General features: G+C 59.7%; 14 protein-coding genes and 2 pseudogenes. 9 read left to right on the top strand and 7 right to left on the bottom strand.

Annotated elements, in window-relative coordinates; genetic code table 11:
* The first annotated feature begins 54 nt into the window (after positions 1-54).
* The 9 genes and pseudogenes from QUE33_RS08755 to QUE33_RS08715 all read left to right on the top strand — a co-directional run.
* Positions 55-1,002, top strand: a complete 948-nt coding sequence (locus tag QUE33_RS08755; RefSeq protein ID WP_286299206.1) for an NAD-dependent epimerase/dehydratase family protein — start codon at positions 55-57, stop codon at positions 1,000-1,002.
* Positions 999-2,096 (top strand): nucleotide sugar dehydrogenase, encoded by a 1,098-nt coding sequence (locus QUE33_RS08750; protein WP_286299204.1) that lies wholly within the window; start codon positions 999-1,001, stop codon positions 2,094-2,096. The genes QUE33_RS08755 and QUE33_RS08750 overlap by 4 nt, the downstream gene beginning before the upstream one ends.
* Positions 2,093-2,269 carry a hypothetical protein gene (locus tag QUE33_RS08745; protein WP_286299202.1) on the top strand — a complete coding sequence of 59 codons (177 nt, stop codon included), beginning with the start codon at positions 2,093-2,095 and terminating at the stop codon, positions 2,267-2,269. Before QUE33_RS08750 ends, QUE33_RS08745 begins: the two co-directional genes overlap by 4 nt.
* A 26-nt stretch (positions 2,270-2,295) precedes the next feature.
* On the top strand, positions 2,296-3,381 hold the full coding sequence (locus QUE33_RS16140; RefSeq protein WP_350226441.1) for a glycosyltransferase: 1,086 nt from the start codon (positions 2,296-2,298) through the stop codon (positions 3,379-3,381).
* 121 nt (positions 3,382-3,502) lie between these two features.
* Positions 3,503-4,099 (top strand): acyltransferase, encoded by a 597-nt coding sequence (locus QUE33_RS08735; RefSeq protein WP_286299198.1) that lies wholly within the window; start codon positions 3,503-3,505, stop codon positions 4,097-4,099.
* A gap of 22 nt (positions 4,100-4,121) precedes the next feature.
* Positions 4,122-5,270 carry a glycosyltransferase gene (locus tag QUE33_RS08730; protein WP_286303129.1) on the top strand — a complete coding sequence of 383 codons (1,149 nt, stop codon included), beginning with the start codon at positions 4,122-4,124 and terminating at the stop codon, positions 5,268-5,270.
* An 18-nt stretch (positions 5,271-5,288) separates the two neighbouring features.
* Complete coding sequence (locus tag QUE33_RS08725; protein WP_286299196.1) at positions 5,289-6,536, top strand: lipopolysaccharide biosynthesis protein; 1,248 nt, start codon at positions 5,289-5,291, stop codon at positions 6,534-6,536.
* A 1,341-nt stretch (positions 6,537-7,877) separates the two neighbouring features.
* Complete coding sequence (locus tag QUE33_RS08720; RefSeq protein ID WP_286299193.1) at positions 7,878-8,684, top strand: hypothetical protein; 807 nt, start codon at positions 7,878-7,880, stop codon at positions 8,682-8,684.
* A 311-nt stretch (positions 8,685-8,995) separates the two neighbouring features.
* Positions 8,996-9,367: pseudogene (locus tag QUE33_RS08715) on the top strand (transposase); the annotation flags it as partial.
* A gap of 92 nt (positions 9,368-9,459) precedes the next feature.
* Here QUE33_RS08715 and QUE33_RS08710 read toward each other — a convergent pair.
* From QUE33_RS08710 to QUE33_RS08680, 7 genes and pseudogenes are all read right to left on the bottom strand, one after another.
* A pseudogene (locus tag QUE33_RS08710) lies at positions 9,460-9,618 on the bottom strand (DDE-type integrase/transposase/recombinase); the annotation flags it as partial.
* Positions 9,619-9,833: 215 nt separating this feature from the next.
* Positions 9,834-10,061: an IS3 family transposase gene (locus QUE33_RS08705; RefSeq protein WP_378761694.1), complete on the bottom strand. Its 228-nt coding sequence runs from the start codon at positions 10,059-10,061 to the stop codon at positions 9,834-9,836.
* Between the two features lie 22 nt (positions 10,062-10,083).
* Positions 10,084-11,079, bottom strand: a complete 996-nt coding sequence (locus QUE33_RS08700) for a transposase (protein WP_286303019.1) — start codon at positions 11,077-11,079, stop codon at positions 10,084-10,086.
* A 278-nt stretch (positions 11,080-11,357) separates the two neighbouring features.
* The gene (locus QUE33_RS08695) at positions 11,358-12,083 is read right to left on the bottom strand and encodes an IS3 family transposase (protein ID WP_286299191.1); all 726 of its coding nucleotides are present in this window, start codon (positions 12,081-12,083) and stop codon (positions 11,358-11,360) included.
* 5 nt (positions 12,084-12,088) lie between these two features.
* The gene (locus QUE33_RS08690; protein ID WP_286299188.1) at positions 12,089-12,394 is read right to left on the bottom strand and encodes a transposase; all 306 of its coding nucleotides are present in this window, start codon (positions 12,392-12,394) and stop codon (positions 12,089-12,091) included.
* 45 nt (positions 12,395-12,439) lie between these two features.
* A complete protein-coding gene (locus tag QUE33_RS08685) occupies positions 12,440-12,742 on the bottom strand; it encodes an IS3 family transposase (RefSeq protein ID WP_286303127.1) in 303 nt (100 codons plus the stop codon).
* Between the two features lie 95 nt (positions 12,743-12,837).
* Positions 12,838-13,122 carry a transposase gene (locus QUE33_RS08680; RefSeq protein WP_286299186.1) on the bottom strand — a complete coding sequence of 95 codons (285 nt, stop codon included), beginning with the start codon at positions 13,120-13,122 and terminating at the stop codon, positions 12,838-12,840.
* Positions 13,123-13,253 lie beyond the last annotated feature (131 nt).

Genomic DNA, 13,253 nt, shown 5'->3' with positions numbered 1-13,253 from the left:
ACGGTGCGCTGACATGCTGCTATCTACATGGGCCGAAGGAAGGGTCTTGATCAAATGAAGATTCTCATCACAGGTGGTGCCGGGTTCATCGGCTCCAATCTTGTGTCACACATCGCTGAGCGCGGACACGGACATGAAGTCGTCGTGCTCGACGATTTGAGCACTGGCAGGGCTGAGAACCTGACTGGATTGCCTGCGAGGCTTATCGTTGGAAGCCTTGCGGATGTGGGCGTTGTTCGGTCTGCCGCTGCGGGTGCCGACGCGATCGTACATCTCGGCGCGTTGGGAAGCGTACCTCGGTCGGTGAAGGATCCTGTTGCGAGTCATGTCGCGAATCTCACCGGCACGCTGAATGTTCTCGAAGCTGCACGCGAGACACAGGCCCACGTCGTCTTCGCATCTTCCAGCTCGGTCTATGGCGCCAACCAGAGTCTCCCGAAGTGTGAGTTCGACTGGACGAGACCTATGAGTCCGTATGCGGTGACGAAGCTTGGCGCTGAGGCGTACATGATCGCGTACCAGTATTCGTATGATCTGCCGACACTCGCCTTCCGCTTCTTCAACGTGTACGGACCCAAGCAGGCAGCGGATCACGCATATGCAGCTGTTATTCCACGCTTCCTGGACGCAGCATTGAGCGGCCGCGCGTTGACCATCCATGGAGATGGTCTCCAGTCGCGCGACTTCACCAACGTCCGGACTGTCTGTGCGACGCTATACGCCGCGCTCGAACGACGTGTTGTGTCGCCAGATCCTGTGAATCTTGCCTTTGGGACAAGGACCCCACTGCTAGATCTGGTCTCGTTGATTGAGACCGAACTTGGGCATCCAGTGGCGCGCGAGCACGTCGGTGCCCGCGTCGGGGATGTGCGTGCGTCGCAGTCGGATGGTGTGCGGATCCACGAGTTGTTCCCGGAGATCACACCGATTTCATTGCAAGAGGGGCTGGCCGAAACAATCGACTGGTTCCGCCAGGTGACAAAGGCAGGGAATAGCAAATGAATCTCGACGATATGAAGCTCGCGGTCGTCGGGCTCGGCTACGTGGGACTGCCGCTGGCCGTTGAGTTCGGCAAGCACCGTAGAGTCATCGGCTATGACATCAACGACCGCAGAATTGCGGAGCTTCGCGCGGGAAATGACAGGACGCTCGAAGTTGACGACGCGGAGTTGGCCTCAACGAACATCGAGTTCACCAGCGATGAGTCCGCTTTGGAGGCTGCAAATGTCTACATCGTGACAACTCCCACTCCAATCGATGCGCACAAGCGGCCTGACCTGGGGCCCGTCCTCTCCGCGACGACGGCGATCGCCCGCCACCTGTCTGTCGGCGACGTCGTGATCTATGAATCGACGGTGTATCCGGGCGCGACCGAGGAAGAGTGTGTCCCTGTGCTGGAGGCGACTTCGGGACTGAAGTTCAACACCGACTTCTTCGTCGGCTACAGTCCGGAACGTATCAATCCGGGCGACAAAGAGCATCGCGTCAAGAACATCGTCAAGGTGACTTCGGGATCAACACCAGAGGCTGCGGACTTCGTGGATGCCCTCTATCGAACGGTCGTGGCGGTGGGTACGCACCGTGCGTCGTCGATCAAAGTCGCGGAGGCAGCCAAGGTCATCGAGAACACCCAGCGTGATGTGAATATCGCGCTGATCAATGAGTTGGCTATCCTATTCAACCGGCTGGGGATCGACACGGAGTCCGTACTGCAAGCCGCTGGCTCGAAATGGAACTTCCTGCCGTTCCGCCCTGGTCTCGTCGGAGGTCACTGCATCGGAGTCGATCCCTACTATCTGACGTACAAGGCACAATCGGTCGGCTATCACCCCGAGATAATCCTTGCGGGTCGACGGCTGAATGATGGGATGGGTGCATACGTTGCCTCCCAGCTCGTCAAGCGCATGACCAAGCAACGAATTCAAGTGCAGGGCGCGCGCGTCCTGGTGTTGGGCCTGACGTTCAAAGAAAACACACCGGATCTGCGGAACACGCGCGTGGTCGACATCATTCGAGAGCTGGAGGATTACGAGATCCGCGTCGATGTGTGCGATCCCTGGTTAAGGTCGCCGATGCTCGGTCAGCGTACGGCGTGAATCTGGTCGAGTCTCCCGAAAACGGTGCCTACGACGCGATCATTCTCGCCGTTGCGCACAGAGAGTTCATCGCGCTTGGCGCGACGAAGATCCACGCGTACGGTCGCGAAGAGCATATCCTCTACGACCTCAAGTACGGACTACCTGTCGATGACTCCGATCTGCGCCTCTAGCGTCGAATCTGCACGAGGGTTTTGATATGTCGAGTTTTGACAGACCGGAATTACGGTTCTTCACCGTGGTACGCCTGCACACAGACTCCGAGGGTCGTCTGAGGGCCAAGACGCCTCTGATGGCGGAGGAGGAATGGGAACCCTTCCGCGAGTCGTTCTCGAGAGTGGTCCTGTACGCTCGTATATCATCGAAGTCTGTTTCCGACGACGGATATCTTGTCGGTGCGCAGGCGGACGACGTCATTCCGCTGCCGTATTATGATGGTCCTATTGGATTTTTGTTCCGTTCAAGAGCGATCGGGAAGTTCCTCGCGTCTCATATAAGGGATCCTGCGGTCGTCTATGGGCTATGGGCTCCTAGCTCGATCTCAGCGATGGTTTCGAAGCGCGTCAAAACGATCGGGGCGCGCTTGATCGTGAGGTTGATTGGGGATCCTACAAGCGTTGCTACTTCCATTGCGCCATTCGGCCTTCGGTCCATCCTGGCGAAAAAGGCTCGTCGTGCGACTCGGAACGTAGTTCGCTCAGCTGACGCTGTCGTCTACGTCACTCTCAGGACGTTACAGCGAGAATATCCAGCTGCAGCCGATGCTCTGACACTGGCACGGACCAATCTTAGACTGGCGTCGAGCACAGTGGAGGCGGCGCCGAAGGCTTATCAGCAAAATTCGGCCACCAGTCCGGTCACTCTCATCGCTGTCGGGTCCCAGCAGCAGAGCTACAAGGGGCATGATGTTCTCATCGCGGCAGTGGCTGAACTGCGTGCGAGAGGGCGCGATGTGAGATTGACGCTGGTGGGCGACGGACGTGTTCACGACGATCTGGAGCTTCAGGCCGAGAGATTGGGCCTGGATGATGTCAAGTTTCTGCGCCAGGTCGGAACGAGTGATGATGTCATCGCTGAGGTGCGGCGACATGACATCTTTGTGATGCCTTCACGTACGGAGGGGATGCCCAAGGCGCTTCTCGAGGCAATGTTGGCAGGCGTGTTCTCCTTGGGGTCGAACGTGGGGGGATTCCAGAAGTGCTGGATCCCGAGTGTGTCTTCGAACCCAACTCGTCGTCCGCGCTGGTCGAAAGGCTGGAATACTTTCTGGAGCGCCCGGTTCTAGTGGCAGATCTGGCTCGCAGCCAACGGGAACGTGCTCGCGATATATGGTCCAACCATTCGGGTGCGGCGCTAATGTCAGACTTCATTCGACGGTTCATCGTGGCGAAGGTGCGCTGATGAGAATGAGTGATGAAGAAGTTATTCCGCGCGGACGCGCGGTTTATGCACGATATCGGAAACAGATCGGCATGCTGTTCATTCTTGTAAAGGTGATGCCGTACCCGCTTCGTTCGCGTCTCGTGAGGTTCCGTCAGACGTCGGATTCTCGTTTATCAAGGCTCGTTCGCCTGAGTGCGCTTCGTTCTGTCGCTAGGGCCTGCGGAGATTTGGTTGATGTGCACAGCCAGTGCATTTTGCTTGGCGTCGAACAGTTGGAGATTGGGTCCCGGGTCAGCATCCATCCCACCTGCTACATTGACGCCACCGGCGGCATATCGATTGGGAACGACGTGTCGATCGCGCATCAGTCCACAGTCCTTTCGTCAACGCATACCTGGTCGACTCCCGGGGTGCCGATCCGAGATCAAGAACTGAGTATGCGAAGCACGGTGATCGAAGATGATGTCTGGATCGGTGCCGGTGTGCGGATACTCGGAGGAGTCACGATCCACGGGAGATCTATCGTCGCGGCGGGTGCTGTGGTCACGCGTGATGTCCCGGCTGGATCGATCGTGGCGGGAGTTCCGGCACGCAAGATTGGCGAGGTACCCGTTGGCTGAGGCCACCCAGACAGCACGGGTGATGCATGTCATCAGCCGATTGATCCCTGGCGGAGTTGAGCGGCGGACATTGGAGTTGATCCGTTTCACGCACGGTGAGGGGATCGAACACCATGTACTGGTTAGTTCGGGCCAGCGTGGCACGCTTGATGACGACTATCGTGCGGCCGGAGTCCGACTTCACTACCTCCCGGTGCAGAGCGTGTTCTTCGTGTTCAGGTTCGTCATCCTGCTACGGAGGTTGGGCATCTCCGTGTTGCATTCGAACATCATGTATACCAGCGGTTTGTTGCTCTTTGGTGCGTGGATCGCGCGCGTGCCGAGACGGATCGCGCACTTCCAGTCGGATGGACAAAAGGTCGGGATCTCGTGGTTGAAGCTCGCCAGGCACCGTGTCCTGCGAGAGATGATCGGGCTCTTCGCGACGAAGATCGTGGGGTTGACACCTGACAATCTGACACTTGCCTGGAACCCCAACTGGCGGGACGACTCGCGTTGTGAAGTCGTCGTGAACGGAGTACAGACGTCTGAGTTCGCTGTCGGTGAGCGCAGCGCCATGCTGGGCATGCCAGAGGCAGTCCCGATTGTGGTTCATGTTGGACGAGGGGATCTGCCCACCAAGAACCGTGAGAAGGCGGCAAGAGTCATCTCTGCTTTGACGACGCGATTACCAGACTGCCAACTCGTGTTCGTCGGCCGTGACGGGCGAGATGCCGAGGAGGCGGAGACACATCGCAAGGGGATCCTTGCTGAGCTGTCTCCTGGTGTGGATTCGTCGCGGGTTCGATTCGTTGGCGAAGTCGACAATGTGTCGGACTACTTGGCAGCGGCAGATCTCTTCCTCTTCACGTCGACGCTCGAAGGATTGCCCGGCGTCGTCATTGAGGCGCTCGCCTCAGGACTCCCTGTTGTCTCGTCCGACCTTCCAGGCGTCAGATATATCGTGGAGTCTGTTCCCGGTCTACCAATTCGTCTGCTTGATCCTGATCAAGGCGACGAATCTTGGGCCACGGCAATCGTAGAACTTCTCGACGAGTCCGCAGAGGGCTCTCGGGCTGCACGTGCCGAGCAGATCGTGGGAACTCCTTTTGACATCCAGGAGTCCGCGAGAGGATACGTCAACCTGTGGACTGCGCCAGGTCAGGCCCCAAGTGACGGGTTCCAGTCGTGAAGGCAGAGTTGGGAAGCGATGCGTAGGGAAGCATTCGGCGCCATCCTGTGGAACTTCTTTGGTCTATTCTGCAGCTTGCTCAACGGTATTCTCACCGCCAGACTATTGAGCCCTGGGGACCGTGGGGTCCTAGCGCTTGCGATAACGATCTCGTCGATGAGCTACGTTCTCTCCTCGGTCGGCACAAATGCGGCGGTGAGGACGTTTCAACCAAGGGCGGAGTGGGCGAGCTTCCGTACTTATGCATCCGTCAGTTTGCGACTCGTCGGTCTCAACTGCGTGGCCGTGGTGGGTGCACTGGTTCTCTTCTGCTTCTCTGGAGCGATACCCGTTGGTTTCGCAGTGTGTGCAGTAATCATGCTCTTGGGAATCGCCAACTTTGCGAGTAGCCAGCTTCTGGATGTGCTGAACGCCATAGGAAAGACCAGCCGTTCGGCGGCGGTGAACACCTCGGGACACGCCATTACAGCAGTAGTACTACTGGTGGCGTTCTTCCTGCACGTCGATAACGTCGCTGTCGCAATCGGTGCTTACCTGGTGGGCTTCGTCGGGCGTACGACGATCTCGCTGCTGTTGATTCGCCTTGATCGCGGGTTTCACTCTGGGGCACTTGCCGTGGACCATGGGCGATTGTTGCTGCGACACGGGCTGCGATTCTGGGGCATGTCGCTCGGCCAGGCTCTAGCCTTCCGACTTGACCTCTTGCTCCTCGGCGTACTCGTGAGCTCGCACACAGTAGGGATCTACGCGGTTGCTGTCACTCCGGCAGCGTTGACGCAGGTTGTCTCCAACTCGCTCGGCCAAGTCGTTTACCGAGAGGCAGCAGTTCGGAAACTAGGAGTCCGCCGGCTCGCGCTTTGGAGTTTGGCGGCCCTCGGCATGACAGCATTGTATGCATTGGTGCTCGCCATCGCCGCGCCGTGGTTGATGCCTCTAGTCTTTGGGGCGGAATACGAAGCCTCTGTCCCAATAGTCCGTGTGTTGTTGTTGGGGGAGCTAGCGCTCGCACCTTACCTGGTCATTTCCAGAGGGCTCGCAGGCTACAACTACCCATGGTGGGCCAGTATATCCGGCATTGTAGGCAGCGTCGCCATGGTTGGCGCGGTCTTCATTCTGACTCCTGGCTTTGGCGTGATCGGCGCGGCCTTTGGGGTATCGATTGCGTATTCCGCGATGCTTCTCGTCGCCGTCTCGGGACTCTTGCGTCGAGGCATAGGGCGGCGAAGATCGCTAGCAAATGGATCAGCCTCGACAGTGCAACTTTGAACTTAAGCACGATGACTAGCAGGATCAGGACTGGTGTCGATGTTCAGTAGTGCGGATGGGGTAGCGGCGTGGCATAGAACTGTTCAGATATCGGGACGACTGGAGAAATGCCGCCAGCGGAGTACATGTCTTGCGTGGAAAGGGCTGCACCTCACGCAAGGCACCGACTTGCGACTTAAGCGGAGACCGCTCGAGGACTCAGTTCGCGATGCCAAGTTTGAGAGCGATGCGCATCTTGCCGGCAGTTCTCCTCGCGGTGCGAGCAACAGTGCCATCATAGGTCGTTCTGATCGGCGGATGCGCATTGACGCAGGCGGCGTCGGAGAAGACTGCACTGTCGTCGATTGGGCGTTAGCCGACATCGGAGTGGGGCTTAAGTTTGCCACGAATGTGGCTGTGCGCGGTGCGAGCCGAGACGAAGCCACACCGATTGTTCCAAGGGAGAGCGTCGAAGAGTCGATTCGAAGCGGCGTAGACGCCGAGGGGAGGGGCCCAATGGTTGTGCTGGAGATGTGTGCGCGTCGCCCCCGTGCGAGGACCGCCACTGGAGCGGTGGTGAGTCGCGACATCCAAGCTGCGGCAAGACCGTCACCAGCCTGTCGCCTCGTCTACTGTCGCGTCAGAGCTGTTGCAATCGAACACGATTGTGGGTTTCTGTGAATCCGAGGGTACGTCCGCACGTGAGAGCGCCAACGTGACCGGGTACTCTCTCCCGCAGGTTTCGATGGCACCTGGTATCTTTGCTCGGGCTGGATGGTGTGTGTCGTCGCTTCATCTCTCCCCACATCTTGCTGATGTCACGAAGTCAGTTAAAAGCAGTTGGAACTACTTGCTGAGTATGACTATTGGAGATTGTCAATCATGACTGTTTTAGTTCTTCTATGGTCAACCTTGTGGGCATTTGTGTCCCTTCGGAAGATGCGCAAGGGGAACACGGCGATAGTTCACCCGGTCTTGTTGGTTACATATGCTTTCCTTGCGCTACCCCTTCTATATGATTTGGTGTCGGGCGAGCCCGATCTAGTTCGGTATCCTGGCCTGCAGATCGCTCAGGACGATGAGCCGACGCGTTCGATATATCTTGTGTATGTATCAGCAATATTTCCGCTTCTATATCTGACGGCGACGGTCGGCGCTAAGAGGCGCGTCGCGAGAGCGCATAGCTACGATCCCTACCGTCTGCCTCGAGTCCTGCGCGTGCTCTGTGCGTTAATCCTCGTTAGCCCGGTTCCCGTCGCACTTTTGGGTCCTCGGCCATCGATCTATTTGAACTACGGTGTATCCCAGTTGAGCGGGTTTACGGGAGGGGTCGCCGATTATCATTCGATAGTCTCGTTCGCCGTGCAAGCAGCAATTGTTGCTGCGGTGGCGCTGCTCCTTTCTGCTGATAGGATTTCACCGGCACTCGTTCTGAGTATTTTGATCGCGCTGTCGGCCGGTGCATGGTTGAGCGGAAAGCGCGCAACGGTCGCAATGATTCTCGGTGGATTGTTCTTCGCGTTCTGGCAACGTGGGCTTATGCGAGGGTGGCGATTGATCGCGATTGGTTGTATCTCTCTCATCGCTTTCGCGACATTTTCTGTGGGGTACCAAGCCGAACTCCGCAGTGAAATTGTGACGGCGAATAGTTATCAAGGTTTCCGCATCGACTATGGCCGCGATAGCCAGATTCGCTTGTCGATATTTGCGCAGCAAAATCCTGAGCGTATTCGTGTCTTACCGGAGGTGGGAACAACATTGCCTCTATATGTTGGGCAACTTGTTCCGCGCGCTATTTGGCCCGAGAAACCCTTGCCCTATTCTCAGTACTTTACATCGGCAGTCTTCCTATCGCCGCCTCAACTTTGGGGATACGGGATCACAACCAGTTGGTATGAAGAATGGATTAGTAATATCGGGGTCGCGGGGTATGCAGTTGCGCCCCTGCTCCTTGGATTTATGTGCAGGTGGGCGAACCGTGTTCGTGATGCGTTGCCGCGTGCCGGTCTGACGGTGATTCTCGTATTACTTGTCGTTCTGCATGTAGCGGCATTCGCTGCGCTCATACCGTTGGTATTCGCGCTGGTAGTCTGGGAGCGCCTGAGCCATCGAACCGCACTTCCTGTCGCGACGGATGCGGTCGATGACGGGCGTATATCAATCGCGTGAGTGTCCAATTGAGAACTACCGAGATTGCGTCAGTGGTGTTGGTATTATCGGTGCGTCCTGGCATATGAGAGGTTGTTGATATGCTTGAAGTACGGATGATCGAGTAGCCGACGCTCGTTCTGGAGATTTCGAGCACGGCGCGCGAGGGAGCGACAGCTCTTTCCCGCTCCTCTGGGGTGGAACTTGCGGCTTATAGGCCAAAACGTGTGGATGGGTTCGGGCGTGTCATGCCCTGCCTGCCCATCCGGCGCGTGACCAGAGGCTGTCAGAAAAACAGTGGATCTGAGACTGGCTGACCGAAAGGAAAGGCAATGACCCAGCCCATCGAGATTATCTATCCTGTGACGGGAGAGATCATCGATGATAAACAGGTCGCGGAGCTGCTGCTCACGCAAGCGAGGGAGCAAGGTGTCAGCCTTGGCACGCCGGGACGCTTACTGGGTGGGCTGACCAAGACGGTGCTGGAGACCGCGCTGGAAGCTGAGATGACCGAGCACCTCGGTTACGAGAAGCACCAGGGCTCCGACAACGAGAACGCGCGCAACGGCACCAGGTCTAAGACGGTGGTGTAGATCGACGTCCCCGGGGATCGGGACGGTTCATTTGAGCCGAAGATCGTCCGCAAGCGGCATCGCCGACTGGATGGGATTGACGAGATCGTGCTGTCGTTCACCGCGCGTGGGCAGAAGCTCTCGATGAGCGCGTTGTCGACGCTGGACGCGACTCTGCCCATCGAGCCGAGCAGGCCGGCCTGACGGAGCCGATGCCCGAAGAGCCAGGAGGTGTATTGAGCTCCTCTGTCTGCGTGGACCACGGTTCCGGGTGCGGGGCGGCGCCGCCACCGGGCCATTTCGAGCGCGTCGACGACGATCTCGGCGGTGATCCGGTCCGAGATCGACCACCCCACGATCCGGCGGCTGAACGCGTCGATCACGGCGGCGCAATAGACCCACCCGTCCTTCGCTTGGATTCCAGCAGTCGTCGCAACACGTTGATCACGAGGCTTTCAGTAAAGCGGCTCTTCGTAATCAAGGGTGTAGTGCGGGTCTGAAGCCTCCGGCTTCGAGCAGCGACCGGGCGACGTAGTTGGTGAGATTGCGGAAGCCGAGCGCGGAGCCGCGGAGGTGTGAATCGGCCTGACTTTCGTTCCTATCGGGAGCCTTGTCCGGCAGGTGCCGGTTGGCCTGATTCTTGGCCAGCGTAGTACGCGTCCTCGACCTCGATGGGGGTGCGCATGTCGAGCTCTCCGTGGAGCCGTGAGTTGTTCCACCACCACACCCATTCGAGGGTCGCGAGCTCGACCTGCTCGACTGTCCGCCAGGGGCCGCGCTGACGGATGAGCTCGGTCTTGTAGAGGTTGTTCACCGCCTCGGCCATCGCGTTGATGCTCCTATATCTGTCAAGCCGCGATTTGGAGAGGTGGTCGGGATTCGCGGATGGGGCGCATCGCGGCCCAGATTTCGCGGGCGAGGAGTCGTTTCAGACACCGGATGATCTCAGACTTCGTCTTTCCTTCGGTGATCCGGCGGGCGACGTAAGCCTTGGTGGGTTCGTGGTGCTGCATGCGAACGATGACGACACGGTAGAGCGCGGCGTTCGCTTGCCGGTGACCGCCCCGATTGAGCCGGTGTCGGGTGGTCATCCCCGACGATGCGGGGATCGGGGCGACACCGCAGAGCCTGGCGAACGCGGCCTCCGAACGGATCCGTTCCGGATTGTCGCCGGCGACGATCAGCATCTCGGCCGCGGTGTCAGGACCGACCGCAAAGGCTTTCGCGAGGTCGGGAGCGATCTGCGCGGTCAGCTCTGCCAGGAGCTTCTCATGCCCGGAGATCTCGGCATCCAGTACTTCCCACCGACGAGCGATCGACCGCAACGTGTGCTTGGTCGACGCGATGATCGTGGTCACCTGGCCCGGACGAAGCGCCGCGCAACGGTGAATGAGCGCCATCTTCGATAGCGGCTGCAGCTCCTGACGCAGATCATCAGGGGCATTCACGATGACCTGCTTGAGGCTGATCATCGCGGATGTTCGCGCCTTGACGGCGATGTCCTTGGCGACCTTGATCTGACGGATCATCTCCACGGTTCCGTCAGCTGACTTCGGGATGGCCGTGGCCAGGCCCGCGAGAACTGCCCTGGCTGCATTCTCGGCATCGATCGTGTCGGACTTGCCTCGCAACCGCCGGTCGCGACGGTCCGTTCTCATCACCTCCAGCGTCCCGATTCCACGACGGCGCACTGCGCCGGCCAGGCCTGCGCCATAGGAACCGGTGCCTTCGATACCGAACGTGAGCTTCCCACCGAACGACTCGCCCCAGTCGATCAGCTGACCGTATCCACCGGAATCCGCCGCGAAAGACCGGCGATCCAGGACCGCGCCGAGCTCATCGATCGCGACGGCGACGTGGACGTGTTTGTGAGTGTCGACGCCGACAACGACTCGACGGTGAGGGGGACATGCTGCATGCTCATAGTGCTCGCTCCAACCAGATCAGGACAGGGTGAGTGACACTGGCCGGTCGGGTGGACGGGACTGTGATGGGACTGTTGCGATCAGGCTCCTATGAGGTCACGCCCGCCCGGCCAGCACCACGAAGGTGATGCGCCTCCTGACGGACGACAGATCAACAGCAAGGACACCCAGACTTCGAGGTCAGTCGTCAGCAAGAGTCAGGCCGCCAGGAGGTACTCGACACTCTCACAGTCGAACGAGTCGCCGACGGTTCCGGTGGAGGGGACGGCGCCGAGTTCGACGATCCGGTCGGTGTAGACCATCGCCATGTAGTTCGAGCCGTGGTCCGAGTGGTGGGTCAGCCCGGTGAGGTCGCCGCCAGCGTCCCACGCGGCCATATCGAGGGCCTGCAGCGGCAGGATCTCGGCCTTGAGCGTGGCGGCGACGTTCCATCCCACTATGCGCCTTGAGTAGACGTCGGTGACGAACGCGACGTAGGCGAACCCGGACCATGTCGCGACGTAGGTCACGTCGCAGACCCAGAGCCGGCGCGGGCCGTCGGCCGTGAACCTCCGGTTCACGAGATCCTGCGGCAGAGTCTGCGTCCGATCGGTCTTCGTGGTGAACACCCGCTTCGACTTGCGCACGCCTCGGACCCCGGCGAGCCGCATCAGCCGCGCGGTCTGGTCGCGGCCGATGTCCCAACCTTGCCGACGCATCAGCGCGTGCATCTTCCGTCGCCCGTAGACGCCGTAGTTCTCCGCATGCAGCCGGGCGACCTCCGGCACGAGGAGGTCGTCGCGCAGTCGACGCGCTGACGGCGCACGACCGACGGCGGCGCGATAGCCGCGGGAGGTGAGGAACCCTTGAACCGCCGGGCGCAGCACCCGGCAGATGAGCTCGACCCCGAAACGATCCCGGTACTCAGTGATGAACCGGATCATCTCGGTCAGGGGCGGTCGAGCTCCTTCGCGAAAAACACGCTCGCAGCCTTGAGGATCTCGTTCGTCTTCCGCAGCTCGGCGTTCTCCTTCTGCAGTCGCTTGATCTCCGCCGCCGCATCGGTCGTGAGCCCAGGCTTCACGCCCGCGTCGACCTCGTAGCGACGCTGCCAGAGCCGCAGCGTCTCCGGGCTCATCCCGAGCAGACCGGCCACGTGACGGACCGCGCTCATCATCGTCGGGTGCGACGGCCGCGTCTCCGCGAGCATCCGCAACGCCCGCTCACGCATCTCCGGCGAGTACTTCGTATTCATCGAGTTCCATCCTTGCTTGAAGAACGGAACGAAAGTCAGGCCGATTCAGTCGCAGAACCAGAGCCGGTTCGGTGCATCCGCCCGGAATTGCCGCTTCACGAGATCCTCATGAGTCGCGGTGTCGGGTTTCCATCCACGGCGTTTGCGCCGATGCGACACCCCGGTCAGGCCATCGAGGCGCATCAGCCGGGCGACGCGCTTCTTGCCGACATGAATGCCGAGTCCGAGCCGCAGCTCAGCGAGCACCCGCGGGGCTCCATAGGTGCCGCGGGAGTCACGGTGAACTTGCCGGATCGTCGCTGTGAGTGCCTCATCAGCGATCGTCCGCGGTGACGGCGGCCGGCCCACCCACTCGTAGTAGCCGGACCTCGAGATCTTCAGGAACCGGCAGGCCACCGCGACGGGATAACCGTCAGCGGCGAGCTCCTGGACCAGCCGGAACCCTATTTTGGGAGCACGTTCTCCCTCGCGAAGTACGCCGACGCGCGCTTGAGGATCTCGATCTCCATCTTCAGCACACGGTTCCGACGGCGCAGTTCGACGAGCTCTTTGTGCTCGTCAGTCGTGACACCGGCCTTACGGCCGGAGTCGACCGCGTCACGGTTCATCCAGTTGCGCAGGCAGGACTCACTAATTCCGAGATCACGGGCAGTCTGCGCGACCGCGGCGCCCTGGGCAACCAGGTCCAGGGCTCGACGTCGGAACTCCGGCGGGTGAGCAGCAGGCATCTCACGGACTCCTCTCTGAGACGATCATCGCCTCAAATTTGGTGTCCGGGAAACCGGGTCAAGCTCCCATCGAATTCGAGACCATCATGAACACGACCGTCGCACTGGCGGCGTGACTACAAACTGTCACC

This window comes from Microbacterium suwonense (assembly GCF_030296555.1).
GTDB classification, from domain to species: domain Bacteria; phylum Actinomycetota; class Actinomycetes; order Actinomycetales; family Microbacteriaceae; genus Microbacterium; species Microbacterium suwonense.
Note: the sequence above shows the minus strand (reverse complement) of the source record. Positions and strands in the feature narration are given on the sequence as shown.

Bases quoted from the DNA above. Each gene is read 5' to 3' on its own strand.
- QUE33_RS08755 (WP_286299206.1), top strand. From the start codon at position 55: ATGAAGATTCTCATCACAGGTGGTGCCGGGTTCATCGGCTCCAATCTT.
- QUE33_RS08750 (WP_286299204.1), top strand. From the start codon at position 999: ATGAATCTCGACGATATGAAGCTCGCGGTCGTCGGGCTCGGCTACGTG.
- QUE33_RS16140 (WP_350226441.1), top strand. From the start codon at position 2,296: ATGTCGAGTTTTGACAGACCGGAATTACGGTTCTTCACCGTGGTACGC.
- QUE33_RS08735 (WP_286299198.1), top strand. From the start codon at position 3,503: ATGAGTGATGAAGAAGTTATTCCGCGCGGACGCGCGGTTTATGCACGA.
- QUE33_RS08730 (WP_286303129.1), top strand. From the start codon at position 4,122: ATGCATGTCATCAGCCGATTGATCCCTGGCGGAGTTGAGCGGCGGACA.
- QUE33_RS08725 (WP_286299196.1), top strand. From the start codon at position 5,289: ATGCGTAGGGAAGCATTCGGCGCCATCCTGTGGAACTTCTTTGGTCTA.
- QUE33_RS08705 (WP_378761694.1), bottom strand. From the start codon at position 10,061: ATGGCCGAGGCGGTGAACAACCTCTACAAGACCGAGCTCATCCGTCAG.
- QUE33_RS08695 (WP_286299191.1), bottom strand. From the start codon at position 12,083: ATGATCCGGTTCATCACTGAGTACCGGGATCGTTTCGGGGTCGAGCTC.
- QUE33_RS08690 (WP_286299188.1), bottom strand. From the start codon at position 12,394: ATGAATACGAAGTACTCGCCGGAGATGCGTGAGCGGGCGTTGCGGATG.
- QUE33_RS08680 (WP_286299186.1), bottom strand. From the start codon at position 13,122: ATGCCTGCTGCTCACCCGCCGGAGTTCCGACGTCGAGCCCTGGACCTG.